The sequence below is a fragment of the Arthrobacter sp. 10T419 genome, assembly GCF_056394105.1.
This window is the reverse complement of sequence record NZ_JBFTHF010000003.1, coordinates 438,489-462,723: the sequence shown is the minus strand read 5'-3', so window position 1 is coordinate 462,723 and position 24,235 is coordinate 438,489. Positions and strand designations below refer to the sequence as shown.

At 61.9% G+C, this 24,235-nt stretch carries 39 protein-coding genes; 6 read left to right on the top strand and 33 right to left on the bottom strand.

Translation table 11 applies throughout. The features are described 5' to 3' along the window. Positions 1 to 152 precede the first annotated feature (152 nt). From AC1DBD_RS08555 to AC1DBD_RS08395, 33 genes are all read right to left on the bottom strand, one after another. Positions 153 to 599 carry a DUF4406 domain-containing protein gene (locus AC1DBD_RS08555; RefSeq protein WP_476981860.1) on the bottom strand — a complete coding sequence of 149 codons (447 nt, stop codon included), beginning with the start codon at positions 597 to 599 and terminating at the stop codon, positions 153 to 155. Then, on the bottom strand, positions 596 to 754 hold the full coding sequence (locus AC1DBD_RS08550) for a hypothetical protein (protein WP_476981859.1): 159 nt from the start codon (positions 752 to 754) through the stop codon (positions 596 to 598). The genes AC1DBD_RS08555 and AC1DBD_RS08550 overlap by 4 nt, the downstream gene beginning before the upstream one ends. Continuing rightward, complete coding sequence (locus AC1DBD_RS08545) at positions 751 to 1,077, bottom strand: hypothetical protein (RefSeq protein ID WP_476981858.1); 327 nt, start codon at positions 1,075 to 1,077, stop codon at positions 751 to 753. Before AC1DBD_RS08545 ends, AC1DBD_RS08550 begins: the two co-directional genes overlap by 4 nt. Then, positions 1,074 to 1,535 (bottom strand): hypothetical protein, encoded by a 462-nt coding sequence (locus AC1DBD_RS08540; protein ID WP_476981857.1) that lies wholly within the window; start codon positions 1,533 to 1,535, stop codon positions 1,074 to 1,076. The genes AC1DBD_RS08545 and AC1DBD_RS08540 overlap by 4 nt, the downstream gene beginning before the upstream one ends. Further along, positions 1,532 to 1,978 carry a hypothetical protein gene (locus AC1DBD_RS08535; RefSeq protein WP_476981856.1) on the bottom strand — a complete coding sequence of 149 codons (447 nt, stop codon included), beginning with the start codon at positions 1,976 to 1,978 and terminating at the stop codon, positions 1,532 to 1,534. The genes AC1DBD_RS08540 and AC1DBD_RS08535 overlap by 4 nt, the downstream gene beginning before the upstream one ends. Continuing rightward, positions 1,975 to 2,190 carry a hypothetical protein gene (locus AC1DBD_RS08530; RefSeq protein WP_476981855.1) on the bottom strand — a complete coding sequence of 72 codons (216 nt, stop codon included), beginning with the start codon at positions 2,188 to 2,190 and terminating at the stop codon, positions 1,975 to 1,977. Before AC1DBD_RS08530 ends, AC1DBD_RS08535 begins: the two co-directional genes overlap by 4 nt. Further along, positions 2,187 to 2,447: a hypothetical protein gene (locus AC1DBD_RS08525; protein ID WP_476981854.1), complete on the bottom strand. Its 261-nt coding sequence runs from the start codon at positions 2,445 to 2,447 to the stop codon at positions 2,187 to 2,189. Before AC1DBD_RS08525 ends, AC1DBD_RS08530 begins: the two co-directional genes overlap by 4 nt. A 72-nt stretch (positions 2,448 to 2,519) precedes the next feature. Continuing rightward, positions 2,520 to 4,679, bottom strand: coding sequence for a DNA polymerase (locus AC1DBD_RS08520; protein ID WP_476981853.1), 2,160 nt, complete (start codon positions 4,677 to 4,679; stop codon positions 2,520 to 2,522). Positions 4,680 to 4,818: 139 nt separating this feature from the next. Further along, positions 4,819 to 5,397 carry a deoxynucleotide monophosphate kinase family protein gene (locus AC1DBD_RS08515; RefSeq protein ID WP_476981852.1) on the bottom strand — a complete coding sequence of 193 codons (579 nt, stop codon included), beginning with the start codon at positions 5,395 to 5,397 and terminating at the stop codon, positions 4,819 to 4,821. Positions 5,398 to 5,399: 2 nt separating this feature from the next. Next, the gene (locus AC1DBD_RS08510) at positions 5,400 to 5,642 is read right to left on the bottom strand and encodes a hypothetical protein (RefSeq protein WP_476981851.1); all 243 of its coding nucleotides are present in this window, start codon (positions 5,640 to 5,642) and stop codon (positions 5,400 to 5,402) included. Positions 5,643 to 5,651: 9 nt separating this feature from the next. Further along, on the bottom strand, positions 5,652 to 6,092 hold the full coding sequence (locus AC1DBD_RS08505; protein WP_476981850.1) for a hypothetical protein: 441 nt from the start codon (positions 6,090 to 6,092) through the stop codon (positions 5,652 to 5,654). Next, positions 6,089 to 8,353, bottom strand: coding sequence for a DUF3987 domain-containing protein (locus tag AC1DBD_RS08500; RefSeq protein WP_476981849.1), 2,265 nt, complete (start codon positions 8,351 to 8,353; stop codon positions 6,089 to 6,091). Before AC1DBD_RS08500 ends, AC1DBD_RS08505 begins: the two co-directional genes overlap by 4 nt. Positions 8,354 to 8,416: 63 nt before the next feature. After that, positions 8,417 to 8,848 carry a hypothetical protein gene (locus AC1DBD_RS08495; RefSeq protein WP_476981848.1) on the bottom strand — a complete coding sequence of 144 codons (432 nt, stop codon included), beginning with the start codon at positions 8,846 to 8,848 and terminating at the stop codon, positions 8,417 to 8,419. Positions 8,849 to 8,944: 96 nt separating this feature from the next. Next, positions 8,945 to 9,547, bottom strand: a complete 603-nt coding sequence (locus tag AC1DBD_RS08490) for a DUF669 domain-containing protein (RefSeq protein WP_476981847.1) — start codon at positions 9,545 to 9,547, stop codon at positions 8,945 to 8,947. A gap of 82 nt (positions 9,548 to 9,629) precedes the next feature. After that, positions 9,630 to 10,562, bottom strand: a complete 933-nt coding sequence (locus tag AC1DBD_RS08485) for an AAA family ATPase (protein WP_476981846.1) — start codon at positions 10,560 to 10,562, stop codon at positions 9,630 to 9,632. Between the two features lie 13 nt (positions 10,563 to 10,575). Then, positions 10,576 to 11,373, bottom strand: a complete 798-nt coding sequence (locus AC1DBD_RS08480; protein WP_476981845.1) for a hypothetical protein — start codon at positions 11,371 to 11,373, stop codon at positions 10,576 to 10,578. Then, positions 11,370 to 11,672, bottom strand: coding sequence for a WhiB family transcriptional regulator (locus tag AC1DBD_RS08475; RefSeq protein ID WP_476981844.1), 303 nt, complete (start codon positions 11,670 to 11,672; stop codon positions 11,370 to 11,372). Before AC1DBD_RS08475 ends, AC1DBD_RS08480 begins: the two co-directional genes overlap by 4 nt. Continuing rightward, positions 11,669 to 12,049, bottom strand: coding sequence for a hypothetical protein (locus tag AC1DBD_RS08470; protein WP_476981843.1), 381 nt, complete (start codon positions 12,047 to 12,049; stop codon positions 11,669 to 11,671). The genes AC1DBD_RS08475 and AC1DBD_RS08470 overlap by 4 nt, the downstream gene beginning before the upstream one ends. Positions 12,050 to 12,076: 27 nt before the next feature. Then, positions 12,077 to 12,406, bottom strand: coding sequence for a hypothetical protein (locus tag AC1DBD_RS08465; protein WP_476981842.1), 330 nt, complete (start codon positions 12,404 to 12,406; stop codon positions 12,077 to 12,079). Positions 12,407 to 12,410: 4 nt separating this feature from the next. Further along, complete coding sequence (locus tag AC1DBD_RS08460) at positions 12,411 to 12,830, bottom strand: hypothetical protein (protein WP_476981841.1); 420 nt, start codon at positions 12,828 to 12,830, stop codon at positions 12,411 to 12,413. 384 nt (positions 12,831 to 13,214) lie between these two features. Then, the gene (locus tag AC1DBD_RS08455; RefSeq protein ID WP_476981840.1) at positions 13,215 to 14,690 is read right to left on the bottom strand and encodes an SNF2-related protein; all 1,476 of its coding nucleotides are present in this window, start codon (positions 14,688 to 14,690) and stop codon (positions 13,215 to 13,217) included. Beyond that, a complete protein-coding gene (locus AC1DBD_RS08450) occupies positions 14,687 to 14,980 on the bottom strand; it encodes a hypothetical protein (RefSeq protein ID WP_476981839.1) in 294 nt (97 codons plus the stop codon). The genes AC1DBD_RS08455 and AC1DBD_RS08450 overlap by 4 nt, the downstream gene beginning before the upstream one ends. Further along, positions 14,977 to 15,168: a hypothetical protein gene (locus AC1DBD_RS08445; protein ID WP_476981838.1), complete on the bottom strand. Its 192-nt coding sequence runs from the start codon at positions 15,166 to 15,168 to the stop codon at positions 14,977 to 14,979. Before AC1DBD_RS08445 ends, AC1DBD_RS08450 begins: the two co-directional genes overlap by 4 nt. Next, positions 15,165 to 15,338 carry a hypothetical protein gene (locus tag AC1DBD_RS08440; RefSeq protein ID WP_476981837.1) on the bottom strand — a complete coding sequence of 58 codons (174 nt, stop codon included), beginning with the start codon at positions 15,336 to 15,338 and terminating at the stop codon, positions 15,165 to 15,167. Before AC1DBD_RS08440 ends, AC1DBD_RS08445 begins: the two co-directional genes overlap by 4 nt. Beyond that, on the bottom strand, positions 15,335 to 15,721 hold the full coding sequence (locus AC1DBD_RS08435) for a hypothetical protein (RefSeq protein ID WP_476981836.1): 387 nt from the start codon (positions 15,719 to 15,721) through the stop codon (positions 15,335 to 15,337). The genes AC1DBD_RS08440 and AC1DBD_RS08435 overlap by 4 nt, the downstream gene beginning before the upstream one ends. 131 nt (positions 15,722 to 15,852) lie before the next feature. Next, the gene (locus AC1DBD_RS08430) at positions 15,853 to 16,014 is read right to left on the bottom strand and encodes a hypothetical protein (protein WP_476981835.1); all 162 of its coding nucleotides are present in this window, start codon (positions 16,012 to 16,014) and stop codon (positions 15,853 to 15,855) included. A 90-nt stretch (positions 16,015 to 16,104) separates the two neighbouring features. After that, the gene (locus AC1DBD_RS08425; RefSeq protein ID WP_476981834.1) at positions 16,105 to 16,314 is read right to left on the bottom strand and encodes a helix-turn-helix domain-containing protein; all 210 of its coding nucleotides are present in this window, start codon (positions 16,312 to 16,314) and stop codon (positions 16,105 to 16,107) included. A 166-nt stretch (positions 16,315 to 16,480) separates the two neighbouring features. After that, entirely contained in the window at positions 16,481 to 16,825 is a 345-nt protein-coding gene (locus AC1DBD_RS08420) for a hypothetical protein (protein WP_476981833.1), read from the bottom strand. Further along, positions 16,822 to 16,986: a hypothetical protein gene (locus tag AC1DBD_RS08415; protein ID WP_476981832.1), complete on the bottom strand. Its 165-nt coding sequence runs from the start codon at positions 16,984 to 16,986 to the stop codon at positions 16,822 to 16,824. Before AC1DBD_RS08415 ends, AC1DBD_RS08420 begins: the two co-directional genes overlap by 4 nt. 2 nt (positions 16,987 to 16,988) lie before the next feature. Continuing rightward, positions 16,989 to 17,303, bottom strand: a complete 315-nt coding sequence (locus tag AC1DBD_RS08410; protein ID WP_476981831.1) for a hypothetical protein — start codon at positions 17,301 to 17,303, stop codon at positions 16,989 to 16,991. Between the two features lie 169 nt (positions 17,304 to 17,472). Further along, the gene (locus AC1DBD_RS08405; RefSeq protein ID WP_476981830.1) at positions 17,473 to 18,168 is read right to left on the bottom strand and encodes a hypothetical protein; all 696 of its coding nucleotides are present in this window, start codon (positions 18,166 to 18,168) and stop codon (positions 17,473 to 17,475) included. A 150-nt stretch (positions 18,169 to 18,318) separates the two neighbouring features. After that, positions 18,319 to 18,570, bottom strand: coding sequence for a hypothetical protein (locus tag AC1DBD_RS08400; protein WP_476981829.1), 252 nt, complete (start codon positions 18,568 to 18,570; stop codon positions 18,319 to 18,321). After that, positions 18,567 to 18,947, bottom strand: a complete 381-nt coding sequence (locus tag AC1DBD_RS08395) for a hypothetical protein (protein WP_476981828.1) — start codon at positions 18,945 to 18,947, stop codon at positions 18,567 to 18,569. The genes AC1DBD_RS08400 and AC1DBD_RS08395 overlap by 4 nt, the downstream gene beginning before the upstream one ends. A 259-nt stretch (positions 18,948 to 19,206) precedes the next feature. Here AC1DBD_RS08395 and AC1DBD_RS08390 point away from each other — a divergent pair, with 259 nt between their 5' ends. The 6 genes from AC1DBD_RS08390 to AC1DBD_RS08365 all read left to right on the top strand — a co-directional run bounded on the left by AC1DBD_RS08390 (position 19,207) and on the right by AC1DBD_RS08365 (position 22,845). Further along, a complete protein-coding gene (locus tag AC1DBD_RS08390; protein ID WP_476981827.1) occupies positions 19,207 to 19,587 on the top strand; it encodes a hypothetical protein in 381 nt (126 codons plus the stop codon). Positions 19,588 to 19,896: 309 nt separating this feature from the next. Next, positions 19,897 to 20,259: a hypothetical protein gene (locus tag AC1DBD_RS08385; RefSeq protein WP_476981826.1), complete on the top strand. Its 363-nt coding sequence runs from the start codon at positions 19,897 to 19,899 to the stop codon at positions 20,257 to 20,259. A gap of 54 nt (positions 20,260 to 20,313) precedes the next feature. Continuing rightward, on the top strand, positions 20,314 to 21,177 hold the full coding sequence (locus AC1DBD_RS08380) for a hypothetical protein (protein WP_476981825.1): 864 nt from the start codon (positions 20,314 to 20,316) through the stop codon (positions 21,175 to 21,177). 142 nt (positions 21,178 to 21,319) lie between these two features. Continuing rightward, the gene (locus AC1DBD_RS08375; protein WP_476981824.1) at positions 21,320 to 21,931 is read left to right on the top strand and encodes a hypothetical protein; all 612 of its coding nucleotides are present in this window, start codon (positions 21,320 to 21,322) and stop codon (positions 21,929 to 21,931) included. A 5-nt stretch (positions 21,932 to 21,936) separates the two neighbouring features. Next, positions 21,937 to 22,299: a hypothetical protein gene (locus AC1DBD_RS08370; RefSeq protein WP_476981823.1), complete on the top strand. Its 363-nt coding sequence runs from the start codon at positions 21,937 to 21,939 to the stop codon at positions 22,297 to 22,299. Positions 22,300 to 22,353: 54 nt separating this feature from the next. Next, entirely contained in the window at positions 22,354 to 22,845 is a 492-nt protein-coding gene (locus AC1DBD_RS08365; RefSeq protein WP_476981822.1) for a hypothetical protein, read from the top strand. Positions 22,846 to 24,235: the final 1,390 nt, after the last annotated feature.

Here is a 24,235-nt window from a genome sequence, read left to right as displayed (position 1 = left end):
ACACTCGTTGTAACAGGACCGGGTGGAATTGTGGCAGAAGAATCGCTTGCCAGTATCCTTTCGCCAGGCCGAGGCCTTGAACTCCCCGATCCCGCCGCCGCAGTGGTGGCAGGGGGTGGAGAGGTTACGCTCCTCTGAGACCTCCTCGGCGTTCACGACAGCACCGGCTCGATGACGATGCCCTGCCCCAGCTTGAAGCTGACGGTCTCAACAGGCACCTTGGCCGCGACAAACTGGGTGGCCACGGGGTGCCAGAAGACCCAGTGCAGCTTCGCTTCGATGCCCAGCGCCCGGCCCAGCGCCACCTCGGCGCGTGCGCCCCGGGACTCCTCCCAGCCGGGCAGCAGCGCGATCCCCTCGGCGTGGTCACAAATCCAGGACAAGTCCTGCTTCAGGGCCGTCCGCAGATCGAAGCCCTTGGCTGCAGCCTCCACAGGATCACCTGCAGCGCTCTTGCCGTCGAAGCCGTTCTCCCGGTCATTGTCAGCCGGGTTGAAGACGGTGTGCCCTGCGTCCCGCAGGTGCTTGGCTGCGGCGTCGAAGGCCGGGAAGTTGAAGTGCTCGATGCCCGTCATGGGGCCTGCGAGGTAGAGCTTCATGAGCCGATCCTTTCCATGTCTGCGAAGTGCTTGCGGAGGTCATAGTCCCAAACGCTGTTGTGGCCGCAGGAGCAGGTGGCGTGGGTGCCGTCCCACTGATGGGGGACGTGCCGCTGGGGCCTGCGGGCGAACAGCTTGCGGAGCAGGGCGATCATTTCGATTCCTCTCTCAGGGCTCGGCAGCGTGCCAGCCACTCGTCGTGCGTTTCCAGGTATTCGTAGGTGACTCTGGGCTTTGGCTTGTGGACCTCGGTGCCTGTGTCCGGCCCACCCCACTCGGTTCCCTCGTATGCCTCCATCGCCAGCTTGCCTCGCACTGCCTGGTGGTAGAGGCCCCAGTCCTCCGAGGTGGGCTCGGACTCGTGCCGGGTGGCCTTGCGCTCGTAGCGCTTGTCCGTCATCTCCATGAGGGTGAACAGCTGCTCGTCGGAGATGATGTGGATGGCGCCGAACTTCTGGAGCTTGTGGATGGTGGTCACGACTCCTCCTTCGGGTGCAGTAGTTCGATGGTGGGACGGTGGCGGATTTTGATGAGGTAGGCCAGCGCGTGCTGCAGGGCTGCGACCTGGTGGCCCTCCTTCAGCTCGCCCCTCTTGGGGTAGAGGCCAGCCCGCTTCAGGACCGGCACACTGATGAGCTTGGCCTTGCCCCGCTGGTTGCGGCGCTGCCACTGGATGGGGATGCCGAGGCCTTTTAGGTAGCCGATAATCTCGACCGGGGTGAGGTCCAGTCCGTGGGTGCCTTCCTCCTGCTCGAAGGACTCGACCACCAGCACGTCGGCCCTGTGGTAGTGGAGGCTGTCGCCCATGTTGAACCACCACTCTTTGAAGCCTTCCAGCCCATTCGGAATGATGCGGAAGATGTCTACTTCTTGGCTGCGTGCGTTGAACAGGCACACGCCTGTCTTGGCTCCGGGGTCAATCGCCAGGACTCTCATGACAGGCCTTTCCAGTTGTTCGGGAGCCCGGGGTAGATTCCCCGTGCCCAGCAATTGAGGCGGCGCAGCAGCTCCTCGCGGGGAGTCTCCACGAACTGGCCGAGGACTCGGCTCTGCCAAGGTGCGAGCTTCATGTCCAGCGCCTCGTTGATCCACGCCTCCCAGCTGCCCAGAGGTCCGTCGCCCGAGGCTTCCCGGGTGAAGCTCATCTGGGCCGAGTAGTTGGTGCCGGTGTGGGCGGGGGTATCCCAGTCGCTCCCCTTGTCGATGCTGGGCTCCTGAACTGTCAGGCCCTTGGCCTTCTCCCAGCCCTCAGACTTGACAATGAAATCGGGGTTGCTCAGGTACAGGTGGGCCTGCGCCGCCATCTCCCGCATCCTCTGGGTCTTGCCGTAGCCTCGCCCTCCGATGTAGACAACCCGGCCCTCGATAGGCTCGCTCACGGCTCGATCAGCCCCAGCGCGGCCAGCTCCGCAGTCGGAGCGCTTTGGAGTTCGAGATGGGCCTCGTAGACAGCCTGCTGGCCGTCGTGCTCGAAGATGGCCAGCACCCGGTTGCCGTCGTACACGAAGCGCACCATGTCTGACTTGCCTTCGAGCAGCATCTTCTTGGCCCGGTGCCGGATCAGTCCCCGGATTGCTGTATCGCTTTTCACTTGGTTGCCTCCAGCCACGCGCCAAGCAGGCCGTGAAGGTGCTCGACGGCGGCACGGTCGAAGTTGGCGCCGAGCCATTCGCCGGTCCACTCGCCATCGTTGCCATCCCACCATCCTGCGATGTCAACGGAATCCTCGTTGAAGCCCACCAGCGTGCGGTCTTCGCTGTCGTCCCCTCCGTTCCCGTAGGTGACGCTCCTGATGCCCTGATCGGTCTGATCGACCTCGATGTGTACGGGCTCCAAATCCTTGCTCATGCTTTGCTCCTGTGTTGTGTGGCCGTTACGAATGAATCTACAGACCCCTGAATACGGGTGTCAAGGGATTTCCTAGACTTCGGCCAGATTCTTTCCGCTGCCCCACGAGGCGGCGAACGGCACGAGGTCTCCGTAGACGGCCCGACCTGCGTTGGCCAGCTCGCGCACCAGCAGCTCGCCCACCAGATCGACCTCCTCGTGCGGGGTGCTCGTGTAGATGGCGTCGTGGATGGTCCCCATGAGGTGTGCCCCGTAGGCCGGGAGCTGGGCGTCCACTGCCAGGGCCGCAGTCAAGCAGATGTCGTTGGCCGTGGACTGCGAGGTGAACGCCAGCGCCGAGTTGATGACGAGGTGCTTGTTCTTGCGGGTGATGAGCTCGGACTGGAAGTGGCGCCCGAACCGGGTGACGATGGACTCGCCGTTGACAGCCCGCTCGATGATTTCCTCGCGCCACAGGGCGAAGGCCGAGCCGGGCCGGACGAAGGCGTTGACGAGGTTCTGGGACTCGTAGATCGGCACCTTCAGTGCCTTGGCGATGGCCGGGACACCTCGGTTGAAAGACACCCCGTACACCACGCCCTTCATGTTGGCACGGGCGTTGTTGTAGAGGTTGGCCTCGAACTCGGACGCCGTGTGGGTGACATCCACCCTGTGGTGGAGCTCGAACCAGTCCCGTTTGGGGTAGGCCTCGGTCAGCAGCAGGTCGAAGAAGTCGGGAGCCCCCGGCTGGAAGGCCGCGATCAACCACTCGTCCATCGACTCGCACGCGAGGACGCGGAGCTCGGCCTGTGAGAGGTCGGCGCCGACGACGCGGTGGTTGTCCTGGTAGGCCAGCACCATCTTCTTCAGCCGCTTGTTGCGGGGCAGGGTGAGCATCGAGGCGCCCTGTCCGCCCAGACGGCCTGTGGTGGACGCCGTGAGCTTGTAGCCGGGGCGCACGATGCCATCAGCGTCGGCCTGCAGCCGGTAGCCGTCAACGTAGGTGCCGAGCTGCTTGGCGTAGTCCCGGCACACGAGGACTTGCTTGGCGAAGTCCGTCTCCTGCGATTCGGTCTCCTCGGCCTCCATAAAGTCCACGAGCACCTGCTCGGCAGTTCCCTTCAGGTGGACCCCGTGTGCCTGCAGCCACTCGGCCACCTGCTTCGGTGAGCGGGGGTTGACCGTCTGCCCGGCAATCTCGTTGAGCTTGGCCTCGGCCTCGATCTTCTCGGCGGTGAGGATGCCGGACAGCTCCTCTAGGTAGGGGATGTCCAGCCGGATGCCCCGGAGTTCGACGCCCATGAACATGTCCGAGAGTTTCATGAGCAGTTCGAGCACCCTGCGCGAGTCCTCATCGTCGGCCAGGTACTCCTCCATGAGGGTGTCCCAGTGCCAGGTGGCGTAGACATCGAAGGCGTTGTAGCGGTAGAGCTGGTCACGCGGGATGCGCTCGTAGCCGGAGCCTGCCGAGTAGGAGCGGGCATCGTGCCAGCTGCCGTCCTCGAACTTCTCGTAGGTGTCGTAGGTGGCCTTGCCGGTGTACTTCTTGGCCGGGGCGTCCCAGTCCTCGAAGCCGAAGTATTTCTTGGCGGTGTTCTTCAGGTCATGCTGCCCGGCTGCCGGGAACAGCGCATAGTGGGCCAGCTGGGTGTCTCGGATGAAGCGAACCTTGGTGCCGGGGAAATACTTCAGGTCGAACTTGCCGTTGACGGCGAGCATACCGTTGGCTTCCATGAAGGCGCAGAACGCTTCGTAGCAGGCCTGATCCCCGCACAGTTCCTCGGTGAAGACGTAGCACATGCCACCGGCAGTGATGGCGATGGAGATGATGCGCTTGGGGTCCGGCGCGTCCACGGAGATGTCCCCCGAGGTCTCGATGTCCACGACAACCTTGGGCAGGTCCACCGTGGTGGTCAGGAACTCGACGGCACCTTCCAAGTCCTCGATCACCGTGTACTCGAACTCGGGGAGCTCGGGCGGATCGACCAGCAGGCGGAAGGCGGTGGCCATCCGGGTGAGGATGTCCGGCTTGGTCATGGTCTGGGCGACGGACGGGGCCGGGACCACGCGCTCGTTGCCGACGCGGGTGTAGGCGCCCATCGCAAAGACAGTCGCGTTGGGCGGCAGGTCGATCCCGGACGTGATCTGCGCGAACTCCAGGTCAACGTCCGGGATGGCCCGCTCCTTGACGCTGGACATGATTTCCAGGCAGGAGGGCGTCACCACGTCCGCGCTGGCGAGGTAGACCCTCATGGCTTAGCCCGCAGGCTGGAGACTGGGATGGCCCAGACCCACTCGTCCTTATTCCGGCGGCGCTCCTCGCACGTCCAGATATAGACATCGCCGCCTGTTGCCCTCGACCGCCTCCGGCCCTCGAACTTCCACTTCTCTTTCACAGCGCAGCCCCGAACGCGAGGTCGAGCGCGGCGTCGATCTGGTCATGCAGGCCCTCGATGTCGGAGCCGTTGAACAGCCAGATGCGCTCGTTCATCTTGCCCGCCCACTGCTCAGAGGCGTGGCCGTTGACCGCGTGGATGCCGGGGCGCTCGATGTTCCAGACGCCTGCCGGGTTGTAGCCCGAGATGACAGCGGCCTCGTTGGGGAAGCGGCAGTCATCGAAGACGTACTTGCCGTCCTGTCCAACCATCTGCATGATGGCTGCCTTGACCCAGAAATCAGGGTCCACGGCCCGGATGCAGTCGGTCCCGAGCACCTGGAGGAGGCGGCGATACTCCTTGCCGTAGTAGGACTCCTTGATCTTGGTCTCGTCTCCGTCGAACAGGGCAATGACCTGATCGAGGTGGATGTCGTGGCCGGGGCGGCTGTCCGGCATGATGGGGTTGAGCGTCCGCAGCATCTTCTTCAGCGGGGCCGCGAAGGACAGGCGGGTGAAGCCGTGCTCCTTCACGAGGTATTCCGCGACGGTGCTCTTGCCTGATCCGGCGAAGCCGGTGAGTCCGATGACCTGCATGGTTATGCTCCGATCTTGGCGAGAACGCCGTTGAGGTAATCGCGGAGGTTGGTGATGTCGAGGACGTTCAGGCGGGTGCCTCCAAGGCCCCAGTCCCAGCCGTCAGCGTCGTCCTCGAAGTCCACCGCGTACTTGGTGGTGATGGTGACTGCTTCGCCGGGGCTCTCGTAAAGAACAACGGCACTCCCCTCGTTGCCGGGGGTGAAGCCGTGCAATTCGTCATGAATTACCAGTGCTGCGCTCATGCTGTGCTCCTAGTGGTTGGTGTTTGCTGCTTTGAGATACAAGGTGGTTTGTGATGCCCCGGTGAGCCGGGCAATGGCGCTGATGCTCGTGCCGGTCGCTGCAGCCTGCTGAATCAGGGACCGTGGTATGTGTGTGTTTATGATGACGAGCTTACGAAGGTACACAAGAGAGGTCAATACCTCCGGCTCGAATTTTCCGCCCTCGGCGTTCTTCCGCATGTGGCGGGCCACGGTCGGCACCGGCAGGCGGCAGATTTTGGCCAGCTGGTTGAGGCTGAACATCGCGTGGTTATGGAGCTCGTGTGCCAGGCGCAGCCGCTCCTTGCGGTCGGCCAGGGCCGAGAGGCGCCACGCCTCCTGCGCCTTCTTCAGGCCGAGGAGCTTGGAGTCCCGGATGTCTGTGAGGTCGGCGGTGAAGATGTCATCGACCTCGGCAAGCTGGGCGCTCATGCTGCCATCTCCTGTTCCACGTCGAGCAGCTGAATCCAGCGGACCTTCTTGTCATCGGGGTACACGTCGATGATTCCGGCATCCTGCAAGGCCTGGATGATCTTCAGGAACTCATCGGCCCGCATGTCGGTGCGGAACTGGCGGTAGACCATCTCCCACTTGACGGTGCCGCCCTTCATGAGAATGAACTCCTCGACCTTCTTCTGGCTCCGCGCCCAGCTGGACTCGGAAATGCCGTTGGCCATGTTGACCATGTGGCCGAACCACGAGGAGGCGAAGTTGATGGCCGCGAGCATGTGGGGCACCTGCACCTCGTCGCAGCAGTCGAGCATGGCCAGCAGGGTGGCTGCCTTCAGGATCGACTTGGTGAGGCGGTCGGATGCGGCCTCGATGATCTGGTGGCGCTGGTGGCCCTCGGCGGCGTCGAGCACGTCCACGATGAACTTGTTCAGCCGCATCCAGGCCTCGGGCACACAGGGTACGGGGATCGTGGGGGCCGACGGCGAGGGGACGAAATCTTCCCAGTGGGTCCGCGCCCGCTCGATCTGGTTGACCAGCGCGGTGAACACCGCATCGCCGTCCTTGACCTCCCGGATGTCGGCCTGCTCCAGCCAGTCGGACTCGGGTGTGCGCGGCGGGGCCGCAGCCTCGATGTAGATGAAGCGGGTCAGGAAGCCGGAGCGGAAGTCGTCCTGGGTCAGGTACTCGCAGACCTGGGACCGGATGCCCATGACAAACAGGGTCAGTGCCACGTCCACGGAGCCGCGCCTGTTGTTGTCGCCCGTGGCGCGGAGCTTGCCGGAGACATGGCCGTCGTAGAGCTCGGTCATCTTGCCCTTGGCGCCAGCCATGTAGGCCTTCTTGTCCATCTCCTGAATCCAGCCTTGCGCTTCATCACGGTGCAGCAGCGCGGAGCGGTTGGGCCGCTTCAGCAGCTCGTTGTCGAGCGCTTCCGGGGTGAAGTCGGAGCCCAGATCGTAGTTGTACTCGATGCTGTCCTCGTCGTCCTGATCCGGCACGACGGCGAGGGCCTTGATGAAGGACATGCCCAGCGCCCGGGTGGTGGACTTGCGCGAGCGGGTGGTCTCGCCCAGCACCATGAACCACAAATTCAGGGGCAGTTTGCCGAACTTGGGGACCGCGTGGCCGAAGTCGGAGAACACGGTCGAGAGGATCATGAAGGCGCTGGCGACGTGGTACTCGGCAGCGGCGTCGGTCTTGGAGGAGGCCCAGGCAACGTAGTCGCTGATGAAGGTGGAGGGCATGTCGGCCTTCTCGGCGGCGGTCAGGAAGTCCACGGACTTGTCCTTGACGCTCGGCTCGATGGTGGCCACCACCTCGTAGTCCTCGGTCTCCTCGACCTCGCCCATCTCGGACTTGGCCCGCGCCCGGAGGATGTCGGCCCAGAGCAGTTCCTCGTGGTTGTTCTTGCCGTCTGCGGCGAACTTGTTGAAGGGGTGGGACGCGCAGATCACATACGCGGCCTCGTCCTTGGCGCCTGCGCGGAACAGCTCGTTCTCCAGCAGGAACAGTGCGTCCGAGCGGTCCACATTGCCCACGCTGGTCTTGGCGAGCATCTGCATGAGGGAAGGGGAGGCCTTCAGGGACTTCAGGGCCTCGCCCATCGAGGGCAGTGTGCCCATCTCCTTGAACTCGTCCACAGCCACCTCCACGGGCGGGTAGGCCTCAGCGAACTCGGCGTAGGTGTAGGTCTCGCCGGTCAGCTCGTAGGTGACCTTGAAGGGCTCGGCGCCCGGGACGTACTTCTTGTGGCCCGGGGTGGAGTAGCCGGTGTTGGTGGTGCCGGGCACACGGACCAGCTTGTTGATGGCCCAGCCGTCGTCCAAGCCGGTGTCCTTCTTGGTGTGGGTGGCCGAGACGCTGTGCGCCAGCGGCTCGATCAGGGCCGGGTCCGTGCAGTCTTCGATGTACCAGTGGAGGTGCGTGTGGCCCTCGGAGGTGTGGACGATGGCCGAGGGAGGGAGCAGCGCGTCTTCGATGTTGAAGGTGTCGGCGTCCGCCTGCACGCAGCGGGTGGCCTTGGCCGAGCGCTTGCGGGCGTTGGTGGTCTTGAACAGGGTGTCCGAGGTGTAGACATCCTGCTCGGCCTGCCGTTCGAGGTGTTCGAGCAGCTGCTCGCGCTGCTCCGGCCAGGTGAAGAACCGCTGGTAGCGCGGGTTCCCCTGCTCGTCCGTGGTGGCAACCACAGCGGTGCCTTTGATGCCGTCCCAGAGGAAGTCGAGAAATTTTCCTTGGCTCATGCTTTGCTCCCCAGCATTTTGAAACACATTCCTACCGGCTCCTTCAAAATAAAATGAACCCGGCTAGTACCGGATTCCTAACTCGTCCCACATGCCTTGCTTGACCTCATCGAGAGCCTTTTGCTTCCAGGGCTCCAGCTTTTTCGGAGGCGGCTTGTTCCTTGCGTAGTACCTGCGGCCAGCCTCCCGGTACTTCTCCAGGTTTGCTTCGCGGTAATCCCTGCGCCTCTGGATGCTCCGTGGCAGATACTCGGGCCTTGGTGCGATTTCCAGCGCTGATTTGATTTGGTGACAACTCCTGCAGAGCGGCTGGCACTTCAGGAGTTCTTCAAGTAGCCGAGCCGATACCACGAAATTCGTACTACCAATCTCGAAGGACTTGGATTCGCGGTATATGTGGTCAAACTGGATCGACTCGGTGGACCTGCACCACCGGCAAACCTCGCCTCCGATGAAGGAGAACAGGTGCGCCCGGCGCTCTTGACGATTGCTCACTCTCGCTCCCTGCTTGGCTTGGGTTTCCGTGTGGTTCTAAGTGCCCGTGATCCTTCTCGATGGGATCGTGCGCTGACGCAGCACGGGCGGTGGTGCCTACAGCTTGATGAGCGGCTTCTTCGCGGCCCCGGCAGCAGCCTTGGGGGCTACGCCTGCCTTGGCCCCGGTGGGAGCCTTGCCGGTGACCTTGGCGGTGGCCGCTGCGGACTCGGCCACGGACTCCAGCGAGCGGAAGCCGCGCACGTTCTCGCGGTACTCGGCGGGCTCGATGTCCACCCAGCTGCCGTTGACCTGGTGCTGCTTGCGCTTCCAGGTCACCGAGACCTGCAACTCCTGGCCCAGCCAGTCGTCGGTGTCGCAGTCCTTCAGCTCCTCGGGGGTGAGCCCGAGCGCCTTGCCGATGGCCACGAGGTCATACGGCGGGGTGGGCTTGCCGGTCTTCTTGTCGGTGCCATCGAAGGCGTTGATGTCCGCGAACAGGCGGCGATTGCCCTGATTCTGGCCGTCCGGGGAGGTCTCGCCGTCAGCGATGCGGAACTGGAACTTCAGGCGGGGCTTGCCAGCGTTGTCGCCGGTCTTCACCACGTCGGGGGTGATGCTGAAGATGCCGACCGTGTAGTCAGCGGGCGGGACCGGGGTGAACGAGCGTCCTGCGGAGTCGAAGTCGGCCTGATCGACATTGAGAGTGAGACGTGCCATTTTGCTTACATCCTTCTTGGTGGGTGTGTTGATTATTTGATTGAAAAACAGATGAAACTAGGAAGCGATAGCCAAAAGCTTATCACTCACCTTCTTCGGCGTCCTCGGCCTCGGCGTTGGCGCCCGGCACCGAGGTCAACTGTGCGAACAGCTCGGCCATCGTGGGGTCGATGATCTGGTAGTCGAGCTTGCCGAAGCGGTCCCCGGCGAGAATCTTGCCGTCCTGGCCGGTCTGGAGGACGCGGAAGGTCTCTTTGGTCTTCTTGTCCTGCGAGACGGCGAGGTAGCCGATGATGTCCACGATTTTGGGGACTTCCCCGAGGCTGCCCTTGCCCAGCAGGTAAGGCTGGATGCGCGAGATTCCGGTGTTCTCGTCGCGGATTTCCTCGGAGTGGGTGATGAAGATGACGTTGATCTTGGCCCGGTGGAGCATCTTGACCACGTTGACCGTGTTGTCCTTGATGGTCCCCCAGTCCTGAATCCGCATCTCCTTGGTGCCGCCCTCGGTGATGTGGTCCTTCATGAGCTCCTGGAGCTCCCCGAGGGTGTCGATGATGGCGGTGCCGTAGCCGGTTTCGCCGTCGGCCAGGGCCTCGATAACAGCTGCCGCCTGCACCCAGTTCTCCGGCTCGACCACGGCCATGTCCGGGTAATCCCGGGCGAGGACGCTGGAACCGTCTTCGAGCGCCACGAGGATCACCGGGCCGAGTGCTTCCACTTCGTTGGCCGTGCCTGCCAGCAGGGTCTTGCCGGACTTGGGCAGTCCGGCCAGCAGGAGGCTGAACGTGGTGTCGGCCTTGCGCGGCTTGGTGAGGACGATGCCGGGGATGCTGGTGAGGTCGAACAGGGTGGGCTTGGGGGCGAGTGCCTTGGACTTGGGAGCGGCCTTCTTGGCGGGCTTCTCCTTGGCCTCGGCGGCTGCAGCGAGGGCTTCGAGTGCAGCCTCCGCTTCCAGCTCGTCCATCATGCCCTGCTCCTCTGCCGCTGAGGCTTCGGTGGCAATTGTGGTGCTCATGGTGCTCCTTGTGTTAGGTGGTTGCTTGGAGGTAGGTGGTGAGGTTGCCACGGCCTGGGCCGCGCTCCCCGCAGGTGAAGCAGTCGGTGTCGGATTCGAGAAGATCGAGCTCCCCGTCTTTGACGTACTCCCAGATGATCCCGACGTTGGCGATAGCCGCCTGGTAAAGCTCGGGGTTGACTGGTTCCTCCCAAAATATCACGTCGCTTACTGCATTGGTATGCCTTGGGAGAAAAATAATGACGCAGGAATCAATCTGGTAGCCCTTCTGAATCCAGCCCTGCGCGTAAATCTGCTGCTGGACCCGGTACTGCATCGAGGGCTTGTGGGCGTGGGTCACTTTCTCACCGCGCTTTAGTGCCATCTGGCCCTTCCGAATGGCCATCTGCACCTTGTCGTAGCTCCAGGAGCCCGGAAACTTGTAGTCGAAGGTCCGGCACCAGTCCGGCACCATGAGGTCGCAGTTCCCACTGACCTTGCCGTAGCCCTCGACCTCGAAGATGTTCTCCAGCTTGGTCTCGCGGTGCGTCTCGATGCCGTACCCGGCCCCGTAGACCAGATCGAGCTTGTGCTCCAGGTAGTAGTGGCACATCGTCCCGATGTGTGCTGCGTAGCCGAAGGGGTCCGGGTCGCGGTCGGGCATGTCGCATATCTTGGCTGCCATCGTGTAGCCGACGCAGTAGGGGCAGCCGCCCACTTCCGAGGGGCCGAGCTTGGCCTGCAGGGAGCGGCTGGACGGCTTGGTGAAGCCCTTCAGCCACATCTGCTTGACCTCGCCCAGAGGCGGTGCCTGGATCAGGGTGTCGGTCACGCTGCCTCCTCCAGAGGGATAACGGTGGGTGCGATGGACGGGCGGTTCATCTGCTTGATGAAGACCCGCCGCTCCTCGGTGGTCATGCCGCCCATGATGGCCCAGTTGTCGCCGGTCTCGATCCCGAACTGCAGGCACTCACGGGCGACGGGGCACCGGGCACACACCTGCTTGGCCAGGGCCTCGTGGAGCTCCCGGTCGGGGCCGATGGGGAAGAACAGCTCGGGCTCGACCCCCACGCAGGCGGGCTTCTTGTCCGTGATGATGAGCTCCAGGAAGGCCTTGCCCGGCTCTTTCATGACTGCGGCTTCGCCAGTTCGAGGAGCAGCTTGGCGTTCTCGAACCGGAACATGGCCGAGAGATGCAGCTGCTCGTACTTGGTGCCCTTGAAGACGCTGACCACGTTGATGTAGTCCTCGGCCATCCAGCGGGTCGGGGAAACGGTCTCCATCTTGGCCTTCAGCACCGGGTTGTCATTCCAGACCCGGACGGCCTCATTCTGCGCCTCGACGCCCACGGTCTGGAGCGCCAGCTCGAAGTCCTCCTTCCAGCACTCGTAGGCCTCGAACTCGGGCTTGGTCAAGCGGGCAAGTGCCTTCGCGCTCTCGCGCTGGCCGAGGGCAATGCCCTCGAAGATGGCCCATGCAGATTCTTTGGTGATGCTTGCGAGACTCATGTTTCCCCCTGGGAAGGTTGTGGTTGGTTAGTACGAGACGGGTTCGAGGAGCGTGAGGATTTCCTGCTGCTGGGTGTCGGCCTTCAGCTTGTCCACCTTGGTCCGCAAGATGCCAGCGAACTTGTCCACGTCGGACTTGGTGTTCAGCCGCATGGACTGTGCCAACATGCCCTCCCGGTCCCAGTGGACCTCGACCTTGGTGCTGTGCGTCTTGGTGTAGACGGCAGCCTCGTGGCCGAAGGTTACATCCACGCCCAGCTGGACCGTGGGCTCGAAGACCTTGGCCTCCTCGACCAGCGGGTTGATGGTGTTGAAGGTGTAGTGGGCCAGCCAGAACAAGTCCTGCGCGGCGGTCACGGCCCTACTCCTGTTCCGCGTCGAGGGAGAGCTTCAGGGTGAAGCCGGTGGTCTCCTGCATACGCTCGTAGTCGGCGGGCGAGACGTTCTTCTTGACGGCGGCGGTGTCCAGGACCGTCTTCTCGCACTCCTTCTGGAGCTTCTTGGTCATGATGCCCCGGGCCAGCGTCTCGTTGAAGCGGCGGGTGGGGTAGATGACGGTGCGGACGATGCCGACGGCCTTGTTGTCGGCGTTCAGCTTGCCAGCGGCCTCCAGCGCGTCCCGGAAGGCAGCGGTGGCGGACTTGGCTTCGAGAGCGGCATCCTTCTCGCGCTTCTGGGCGGCGAGTGCGGCCTCGGCCAGCATCTCCAGCTCGGTGTCGGTGTCGTCCACCTGCGAGGTGCTTCCGAGGGTCGGGCCGGTAACGAGGGACAGCTTGCTCATGGTGTGCTCCTTGGGCTTGATTGCTTGGTATGTTTTTGTGTTGCTTACAAGATGAATCTATAGACCCTCGGATACGGGTGTCAATAGATTTTCGCTACGAGTTTCTGCGGGCTGCCTGATAGTTGGCTTCAGCCACCTTGCAGGCGAAGTCCAGGGGCTCGCCCTTGGTGCGGTGACGCTGGGCCGCAGCCCATGTCCCGCAGGGCTTCAGCTTCCGTGGCTTGATGCCTCCACGGCGCCGCTCCCGCTGGTAGTGTGCCCTCGAAGACTTGCAGCGGGGGCACACCGGGGTGCCACGCTTGGCGTGCGCGACGGCGCCGGACTGTCCGTACTTGCCGTTGCAGCCTCGGGGCAGGCGGTTCGGGCTGTGGGTGTAGTCCCAGCTCACGCCGCTGCGGCGATGTCGGCCCGGGGCTTGAAGCTGCCGTCGAGCTGCGCCTGGTCGGCCTCCAGCTTGCCGCGCTGCTCGACCTCCACGGTGTCCTTGGCCATGAACAGGAACCGCTGGACGGTCTTGGTCTGCCCGTCGCGGGAGAGCCTGCCGAGGCTCTGCTCGTTGAGGATGCGGTTGTCCTCCAGCGAGACCCAGAACTCGGTCCAGCAGACATCCTGCAGGCCGTCGGTGCCGGTGCCGATGGAGGAGATGGTGCAGACCATCACGTCGAAGTCCTTGCCGAAGCCGTCCTTCTTCCGGTCCCGCTCCTTGGTGGGCATCCCGCCGACGAAGGCCTCGGCGCGGAACTTCTTGGCCTGCAGCCGGGCCGCGAGCATGAGGGCGAACTTCCGGGAGTGTGTGAAGATCAGCACCGGGTAGGGCTCGCCAGCGTAGAGGTCTCCGAGCTTGTCGATGATGGCCTCGGCCTTGGTGGACTTGGCATCGTCCTTGAAGTAGACCTCCTCGACCAGCGCGTAGAGCCCGTTCTCCCGCTCCTCCACCTCGAAGCTCTCCCACTTCTCATCGAACACCTCGTCGTCGGGAATCTTCTTCCAGACCTCACGAATGGACGGCACGGCCAGGCAGATTTCCCGCAGGCGCACGCGCTGGACGCCACCCTCTCCGATGAGAGGGTGTTCCTCCAGCCACACGATGGCCTCCTCCTCGAAGCGCTCGTAGAGCTTGCGCTGGAAAGGCATCAACTCGACCTCCACCTCGTGGATGATCGGCTCCTTCTGGAAGGGGCTCGGGAAGTAGGACTTGGAGGGGACACTGTCCCAGACGGTGCCCTGTTCGCGCTCCCCAACAACCTTCTTGCCTGCGTATTTGTCCACCTCGGTGGTCATGTGGCGGGTGACCCAGTTCCAGAAGCTCTGATTCTTGCCTACCACCTCGTCCCGGCCCCACCACAGCCACACGAGCACGGACCAGGCGCCCTCGATCCGGTTACCCCACGGCGTGGCCGAGAGGCCCAGCTTGTAGGTCGCATGGCGGGTGCTCCAGAGTGCGATGGCGGTGACGGCCTTGCGGTTGCAGGCGCGGTGAACCTCGTCCCCGATCACGAAGTCCAGCGGCATGTTGGACCAGTCGTACATCCTGAAGCGCTCCCACGTCATGAGGTAGACACCCGGCTGCCGTCCGGCCAGCGACTCGAAGGCCAGCTTGCCTGCCTTGCTGCCGTCGATCACGCGGGGGTTCACCTTGCCCTTGGACTGGCGCTCGAAGGTCTTGCGCCAGGAACCGAAGGTGGTGAGCGGGCACATCACAATGGTGATCTTCGCCTTGGAGCGGAGCACGGCCTCGACGCCCACAAGGGTCTTGCCGCCGCCTGTCTCGCCACGACAGACGTGGCTCATATCCCGCAGCACGTCCTGGACGGCCTCCTCCTGCTCGGGGCGCGGGACCATCGGCGGTTTGAGTGTCATGCTGCTTCCTCCAGGTTGCCTTCGACCCACTGGCTCTCGAAGTCGGCCATGCTGAGGCGCGGGTGTTCCGCCCAGTGCTGCTGCAGTTCCCAGCTGGCGAAGCGGTAGGCCTTGATGGCGGGGCCGGTGAACAGGTCATAGCCGTCCACATGCTGGGCCTTGCCCTCGGCGTTGACGAGCACCCCGCCGCAGGCTTCGAGAGCCTTGGCGTAGGCGGCGTCGGTGTGCCGCTCGAAGTCGGAGCGCATGTCCTTCCACTGCTGGGAGGCCCGCTCGAAGATGGCGCTCACCGGCCATACACCTTTTCCCAGTCCACGTCGCAGGTGCAGTTGGCCTCGCGGCCCTTGCAGAAGCCACAGCCATTACAGGCGCAGAAATAGACGCCCTCGACCCAGACACCGGGACTGCCCACGGACTCCGGGATGGGGTGGTGGACGATGATGTTGCCGGTAATCTCAACCCGGGTGCAGGCGCTCACGGCCACAGCTCCTTGGCATTGGAAGGGGTAAACATCTTCCACCAGGCGCCGCGCTCCTTGATGAAGCTGATGTACGGCTCCGGCGCGGGCTTGGGGAACGGGATGCGGTTCGAGGTCCGGTGGATGCCCGGGTGCTCGGCTGCTACTGCCTCGAAGATCGGGGTGTTCATGCCGTCACCCCCAGCTGGGTGCAGAGCAGGGTGGCGAGGTGGTCAACGCAGAAGTCGATGGTCTGCTCGCAGGCCAGCTTCAGGGCCTCGCGGTTGGAGTCCGTGTTAGGGACATCGAACCAGAACTCCAGGTCACCTTCATCGACCCGGGCCGCTTGGGCGTAGGCCCCGCACAGCTGGTCATAGGCGCCGGACGGGACATCGGTATCCAGCATGTGTGCCAGCCAGTGCTTGGCCGGTGAGCCGCCGTCTTCGAGGTAGCGGTCTCCGGTGGCCCGGACCAGCAGGGCGACGCGCTCCCTGGTCATCGAGCCGATTACTTCATCTGCCGGGCCGGGCTGCGCCTGCTGGGCTGCCCTCCGTGCCAGTGTTGCTGCACTCATCGGTTGCTCCTAAGTGTGTGTGGTTGTGTGGATAAAGACCACTCTACACACCCCTGTAGGAGAGTCAACGGTTTTTCAAAAATAAAGGGCCGAGCACCTTTCGGTACTCGGCCCTGTTCACCCTGCCGGGACTACGCTGCCATCAACATCTGCCCTCCGGCGACACCGTAGACAACGGACATCTCGATCCGCTGGACCTCGATGTCCTGGACGAAATGCCCGGCCCCGTAGGAGGCCACCTTCTCCGATTCCTGAAGAACGAGGTAGCCGTCCCCGAGGTCTTCGAGGATCACACCCTCATCTTCGCTGACCCATGCGCCACTGGCACACGGAGCCACCCAAACAGACTGTCCAGCGGTGAAACGCCCCATGATTCCCCATTGCTATCTCTTGCGGGAGACCAGCACCTTCAGGCTGACACCGAGAGCTACTGCATAGCGTTCGATGGTCGAGAGGCGGAAGTCTCGGTTGTGGTATTCGATGTTTTGCACGAGGGACTGCGAGCAGGCCATTCGCTCAGCGATGCACTTCTGGGTGAGACCCTGGCGCTCCCGTTCGGCTTTGAGGGCTTCTCCGAGCTGCTGTGTAAGCATCCTATGTCCTGTCTCTGTCATTTTGTCTACTTCTGGGAAAAATTATGAATCTGTGACTAGCAATGCGGAAATCCTGCGCTGATGTCGGGACTTTAGGCCCTAGACGGCCCGATTCTCGATGCTCATGCCCGGGACGTGCATTGCACGGATGCGCTCGGCCACGTCCTCACGGACGTTGATGGCGGCGTAGATGCCTGGTGGGCAGCGTCTCAACCGAGGTCACGCCCAGCATGATCGGGGTCGGCTCCTTGGTCCCGGTCTGGGTGAGCAGCTGGGCATCGTCGGGCTCCCAGCCCTCCACCTCGCTGCCGCAGTCCTCGCAGACACCCTGGGTGTCCGCCTCGGCGTGCTCGCAGGTGGCGTCCTCGATGGGCGCAACATACGAGGGCTCCAACAAGCCTGCCCGAACTACGCGGGCGAAACTGGCCTCCGCTTCCTTGCGCAGATCGGCCTCGGCCTGCTCGGGGTGATCCCCGGCCCAGTCTGCCCAGTCCTCGTAGTGCTTGCTCATTTGAAGCTCACCACTTTCCAGTTCTCGTTGCCTTCGCTCACGAGGCTGTGCGCGAACGCCTTCACGTCCTCACGCAGCCCTTCGGATACGCCGTAGTCCCTCAGCCAGCCCTCTTTGTCCACTTCGAGGGTGACAGCGATGGTGACCCTGACCTTCGCCATGCCTACAGCCCTCCCTGGTCCACGATGGCGGCAATGCGGTAGTCCCAGTCGATGCCAGCCTCCTGGCAGTCCTTGTTCCACTTCTCAGCGTCCTCGATGGCTTCCTGCTGAGTGGCGAAGTTGGTCTGGGTGAGCCTGCCGTCCTGCCCCACCAAGGTGTAGCCGTAGACGGTCATCTCCTCCTGCTCGACCTCGGGCGCCTTGGGGATGAGGGCGAGGAGTCCCTTGATGACTTCCTTGTGGTGAGCCTCGACGGCGTTTGCCGCCTCGCTGTCCACGGCTGCGTTGGCCTCTGTCAATAGCTCCTGCTTGTTCATGCTCTGCTCCTTGTGTGGTTGGTGTCTTGCCTTACTCCAGACAGTACACCCGTATTCGAGGGTGTGCAAGACTTTATTTCCACAGACTTCTCAACAGGCCTACAGACCTGTGGGCAAAGGGAAGCCCCGCATCCTTCTGGGGGTTGAGGATGCGGGGCTTCCGGCGAGCCTAGCTGGTGTAGGGGTTGTCCACCAACTTGACGCGCCCGGTGTAGGTCTCATCGAGCAGGGATTCCAGGAGCTTCACCTTCCTGGTTATCTCGCCCTTGGGGGTCTCGTCCAGCAGCTCTTGGCTGCCAGCGATCAGGAGCCTCTTGGTGGAGTAGTCCGTGACAAACCACTGACCCTCGAAGTCGGAGCCCTCGGCCCCGTAGCGCTTGACCAGCGTGCGGTCATCGGAGATGAGCCAGCCGATCACACCCTGGTGGTTGTGGGACAGCCACTTCACCCCGCTGAGGTCCGGCCCCTGCTCGGGCTCCGGCTCCTCGGATTTCTCGGAGGGGGTGTAGGTGTTGACGTTGACCTGCTCCGGCAGCGCTCCGGCTGCCTGCAGCTGGCCCCGCAATTCGTAAATCCAGACCGTGTTGTTGGAGCCGAGCTCCCGCAATATGGACTGCGCCGAACGTCCTTCCGGGCCGGACATGGCTGCCTTGACTGCCTCGTCCCGTGCCTGCTGAAGGTTGATCTTGTCCTGGCGCCACTTGTCATCGAAGTCGGAATTCCTCTTGATGATGGCTTCCCGCAGCCGTGCTATCTCTGCGTTGTCCCTGTCATCCTGCTCCTGAATGATGCGCTTGGCCTTGGCCCTATCAGCAGAAAACGCCCTCCAACGCCTCTGCAGCTCGATCATGCTGTTACCGGACATACTCTGTGTGCTCCTTGGTTGTCTCCTTGGTTGTATAGCTTCTGGTTTCTCGATATTGGCACACGCTCATAGACATAGCAATGGATTTTACCGGCAAGTAATCGATTTTCTGTGATTGAGTGGAAATTATCAGAGGGGGTGTGGGTCTGCTCAGTGGTTGGCGCAGCCCATTGCCTTGGCCAAGTCGCGGGGCTCGAAGCCCGCGAGGGCAGCGTTGCCCATTGCCTCGTAGAGGACCGAGTTCGCGGCCCAGATGAACGGGTTGTGCTTGGCGGCGAGCTCTGCGGTCGCCTTCTCCACGTCCGCGCTGTAGAGACGCAGCGCTTCCTCGTAGGCCTTGTGTGCCCGGTCCAGTTTCAGGAGGACATCATCGTCGGGTGTGATTTCCGGCATGGCGCTCATGCCTGGGCCTGCGCTTTGCGGATCGCGCTGGACAGGGCATCGGCGGTGCGCGTGTCGAGCTCGTAGATGGCGCTCTCGGGGACTCCGGCCATGAAGGCGAAGTAGACGGCGTGTTCGAGTTCGGCGGTGAGCTCTGCCTCCTCGGCTGCCATCTCGCGCTCGAAGCGTTCCCTGCGCTGGGCGAGCTCCAGTCGCTTGACGCAGTGCTCGCTGGCCAGTGCCTCGACCTCCTCGATGAGGAGGGAGTTGCTGCACGGCGTGACGTTCAGGACTTCGGGCTTGCGCAGGTCAGTGCGAAGTTCACGCTCCAGGTCGCCCACGGCAATGCGGGTGGCCCGACGTGCGCGGTGCTTGTCGATGCTCGTGACTGTGTTCATTTGTAATTACCCCTTTTGTAGTAAGTGAGACCTTACATGTGGTTGCTGCTTGCATCTGTACTCTCTCACACGAAAACACGAACGTACAGACCCCACGCGCCACAATTTTCCCCCGCTCCCCGCCTGCCCCGATTTTCCCCCCACATTTTTTGCCCGAGACCTTCTTTACCCCACCGGCCCCGTTTGGCCTGGAGGCCTCCTGCGGCGCCCTGGACCCACCTGGCCGACCTGGACCACTAATGAGAACCATTCTCACCTCATGCCTGCCGATTTTGCTAATGAGAATCATTCTCAATTAGCAAAATCGGCCTGGTTGGTGGCCTGGCTGCCTACCTGTGCATGGTTATGCAATTTGCTCGCTTGGTCGGTAGCCAGCCAGGAAAACATGGGTACACAGGAAGCGCTTTTGATGCTTGACTGGCCTCACGTTCTCCCCTTCAAACCGAAAGGCCTGGCCATGTTCCAGAAATTCGCAACCGCTCCCAGCTCCGCATCGGCCCAGATCAGCGAAACTGATTCCTTCATTGCGAAGGCCTGGGGAATCACTTCGGAAGGCTGGCAGCTCCTCACCCATGAGGAGCGCATCAGCTACCGTCTCCGCGTTTCCCGCGCTCCCTACCTGCACACCTCGGCATCATGACCGAATATGGCGCCAGGCTCCCCAAGTCAGGAAATGTCTACATGACAGGAACGCTGGCAGCAGTGGCAGCCTGGCTGGCAGAATTTAGCAGCGTGGCGAGCTTGGAGCTCGTGGCACGAGAGCGCAGCGAGTCAGGCTCAGGAAGCTGGCAGCATGTCTAGCGCTCGGAGCAGGGCAGCTGTTCGGAGCTTCTGGAATCGGCCCAGCGTGGCACGATTGGCGAGGCTTCTGGATTGGCTCGCAGCCTGCGCAGGTGTGCTAATCCTTCTCACTCTCGGTTCTCTCAACTTCTAACGAAAGGCAGGCATCATGCCACGCAATATGAATTGGTCAGATCAGGAGCGCGTAGCGCTTTGGCTGTCAGCACGAGCCACGCGAAACCCTATTACCGAGTATTTGCGAGATGGTTTCGACTTCGGAGACTGCTACGGCTCGACAGTCACCGCGTTGTTTGCCATCGCTGATGTGATTACCGAAATTGACTCGGCTCTAGTTCCGAGTGAATGGGAATTTCGTCAGTCAATGGCTGGCAGTGATACCGAGTCGAGCGACTACCAAGCCATCATTGAAGCCATGCGCAACGAGGGAGCAACGCTTGAAGACCTGCTACACGCTGGCAAGGTCTTCTCTCGGCTCGACAGGCTAAACAGGCTCGCTGGCCTCGACTACTGATCTACCGACCAACCACACAACCACACAACCACACAACCAACAGGAGCAAAAACCGTGAAAGATGACAGCAGCGCAACGCAGGCCAACGACATCGCAGGCTATGAATACCGAGGGCAGCTGTACTGCTCCGAGCACATCATTTCCCAGCTGCCGATGGGAGAAGGCCAGGAGTTTGATGGCTGGCAGCTGGCGCCAGGTATCACGATGGCAGCCGAGCAGCAGCTCTCAGAAATCCGCGCATCGTTCTATTTCGCTACCGATCCGGCAGACATCAGCAGCGATGATTTCCCCAAGGCCATCACCACAGCAGCGATGCCTTGGGACAGCGTTTGTGCTGTCTGCGCTGGGGAGCTCGAAGCAGTCCAGTCGTTGCCTGATTTCCTGGACTTCGATGGTGTTGCATCGTTCAACGCTGCCGAGCTGGGTCTGGAAAGCCTCGGCATGGTTTCGATGGTGGATGTCTCCAAGATCGAAGATGAGCCAGGCCAGATGCCAGGAGACCTGCCCAGGCTGGCTGTTACGGTCTACGTCTCCGAGGAGCTGCAGTTTCATGGGGAGCTCGAAGCAGACAGGCTGGCCAATGGCTGGAAGGCCTATAGCGAGCTTGGGCGCCTGTTCACTTCCAAGGATGGGGAAACCTGGGAAACCACTGAAGCAACCTGGGCCGACCTCGTGCCGATCCTCGAAACGCGCTACGGTGCTGAGTCAGTAGAGGAGGAAGGCGGAGTGCTGCGCTTCAATCTGCGCTTGACTGTCTCCGAGTCGCTGCCCTTGGATCAGCTCGGCGCCGCCATCTGGGAGGAATCCAAGCTTGTGCAGTTCAGCAACGAAGCAGATCCAGGAACGTTTGGTTCTCCCTACCTTTTCGGCTCGGTACTCTCCGAGGCTCGGAAGGCTGGGGAAACCGATGCTTCCTGATTTCAAGGCCATATGCGGCGTTTTCTTCCTGCTCCTGTGTTTTCTTCTCCCCTTTTTCAGCTAAACCCTTCACACTCGAATTCGAGTGTGCTTAGATGTAGGTAGTTAGTTTCGATAGCTTGACCAAACAGGAGGAAACACAGTGAACCTTTACCAGATTTTCAAGGATGGCGAGCCGATCACAGGAGCGCTGAGCTACGAGGAAGGCATGAGGAAGCTCGCCAGCTTCAAGCGAGCCGATGGCGAGAACGCAACTGCCTACACTCTGGAAATGTGGATGCCCAACCGAGCGAAGGCAGCAGAGGAAGCCTCAGAGCTCGAAGGCCTGGCCACCATCGAAGGCAGCCTCGAAGATGGCGAGCTCACCAACCACGAGCAGCGCAGCAACGCTGCCACCTATTGGGAGATGGAACTCGGAGGCCTGGCAACCACAGGCGCCGATGATGTTGTGAAGGTTGCCTTCCGGACCAAGTACACAGATACGAAATGGCTGCGCCTCACTCCGGAGCAGTACGAAAAGCTCGAAGCCTTCCTGCTGTCCATCGAAGGCGCCGAACCGACTCCCGAGCGCTTCTCGAAGTACGCAGCAGTACAGGGCAGCATCAAAGCTGGCCTGATGACTGGCGATTTCATCGCTTGCACAGGCAACAGCGAAACGGGAGAGTTTCGCATCACAACCACAGGGGAGCCGTTTACGGTTCGCCTAACTCGCAACGCAGACCGAAGCATCACAACTACCAAGATTGAAGGCTAGAGACCATGAGCAAAGCAAGCGAAGCGAAGGCAGCGAAGATCGAAGCGCGGGAACAGTTGGTTTCTCGCTGGCGAGATGAGCTCTTGAAGCCTTCCACACTGCTGCAAATCCGTACTGAGTACGGAAAGGGAGAGACCGATTACATCGAAGTTCACTGCTACTACATCGGCAGCGAGGGCAAGCTGTGCCACTTCGATCTAACCTCCCTGACTGCCAAGGCCTGGGGAATGAAGCTCAGGGAAACCAACTACCGGCGCCAGATTGTCGAGGGAGGCGGAGGCGTCTCGAAGTCTTACAAGATCGGAACCATGCTGTTTCAAGTCCTCGGCATCGAACATCGGGAAACCGACATCAATTGGGAATACTGAGCAGTTCCCAGCAGCAACCACAGCAACCACCAACAGCCAGGAAGGCTAGAGACCATGAGCAGCTTCACTTTTCAGACAGCGACAGACAACCACAATCCGAGCCGAGCCTACGCAGCTGGCACACTGTCCACAGGCCAGGGAGCCGAGGGGAAAACCACGGTTCTCGAATGGGCAGAAGGCCAGGAGCCGAAAGGCTCCCAGGAAGCTGTTTATCTGCTCGACACTGGCAGCGCTGTGCAGGTTCTCTACGTTGCTGGCTGGTTTCCTGCTGGCCATGCGGAGGCAGGCAAGCTGTTTTTGCAAGCCTTCCCTACCAACCACATCGGCGCCGATGGACAGCCTGTGGACTTCGGTAACTGGCAGCTGGGACCGCGCAAGGCCTTTCACTTGAAGGCCAGCATCACAGAAGGCGCCGAGAGCAGCGCTGATCCCTGGCAGCACGCGCGCGAGCATTTCGCAGACTATGAAGACTGGCGCTATGAAGTCCGGAATCAGGAGACGCTCCTCAGCTTCGCTGCTTGGCTGGCTTCTCGGCAGCAAGGTTAGGCCAGCCAGTCATGAGCCGAAAGCCTGTACTGTCTCCGAGCTTCTGCGCTTGGGTCTTCTCCCTCCCCATCAGCACAACCACGAAAGCGAGTAACTAAGATGCCTGCTCCCAAAGCCACCAACGGCGATCCACTCTCCACAGGCTCATGGTCGATCAAAGACGCTGGCGCCTTCCGGGTCGGTAAGTCCCAGACGATCCACAAGCCTAAGAGCTTTCCCACAAGTGCCACAGTGATCGGCGCCTGTGGAGTCATGGGGAGAACTGCCCATGATGAGGACAGCAGCAGAGATGCTGATTGGGCAGCTGGCGCAATCAACTGCCCTACCTGCCAGGAGCGCTGACCAGTGAACCACTCCGAGCGCGTTACCTTCCCCAGCAGGCCTGCTGCTGGCCTGGTCCCTCGTGGCCTGGTCGGTACTGAGTACACATCCGGCCGGATCGTCTGGGGAGCCAGCAGGGGAGACCTGATCCAAGCGCATCGGCGCCACATCGCTACGGCTCGGTACTTCCGTACCTACCATGCCTACCTGGGCAGCGCTGGGAGCCTCGAAGCGCTCGAAGACGCAGCCACCATTCGGCGCCTGCTCTCCCCTGCCAAGGCTCGGAGCATTCTGCCTATCATCCGAGAGCAGGCCTAGGCCATGCCTAACTGGGCCGATCCTGCGCCTTGGCTGCATACCCAAGGGGAAACGGTACGCAGTACCGACCCAGCGGAGGGAGCTATCTACGCTCCCAGGAGCAGGAAGGACTACTGCGCAGACACAGAGCAGCCTTACCCAGAGGAGGCAGACCAGCGCTAACCACAACCAAACAACCCAGACCCAGCCAACCAGCAGGGCAGCAGCTCACCTAGAGCAGCTGCCCTGCTTTTGTGTGTCCGGAGCTCGGCCCAGGGTGGGCAGTGTGCTATATGCCCTGCCCTGTGGAGGCTGGTCTCTGCTGTGTCCCTTGCCTGGGCCGGTATGGGCAGCAGCGAGGGCAGCGAGGAGGGCAGGAGAGGCTACCGAGGGCAGGCTGGGCAGGAGTGGCTGGGAGGGAGGGCAGGAGCTAAGAGCAGGCAAGGAAGGCCAGCCACAGGGGAAGGCCTAAAACCCTGTGTTTTGTGTGGATGCTGGGGAGAAACATAGGACGGATGTGTGTCATCCGTAGGGATACGTTACAAAACGGCATGTTTACGAGGTCCATTCTCTAATTTCTATCTATGTGTCTATGTCTGTATCTCTGTCTGTACTCCCGAAAAGATACAGGGGTCGGTACAGACAGGCCGATTCCGTCGAAACGAGACTAGGCCACTTGAAAACAGGCCGTTTTGAAACACATTCCTCCGAATGGAACGCATCCTTCCTGTGTTTCCCTCGGGAGCTCGGCAGATATACAGGCCTGCCCTGC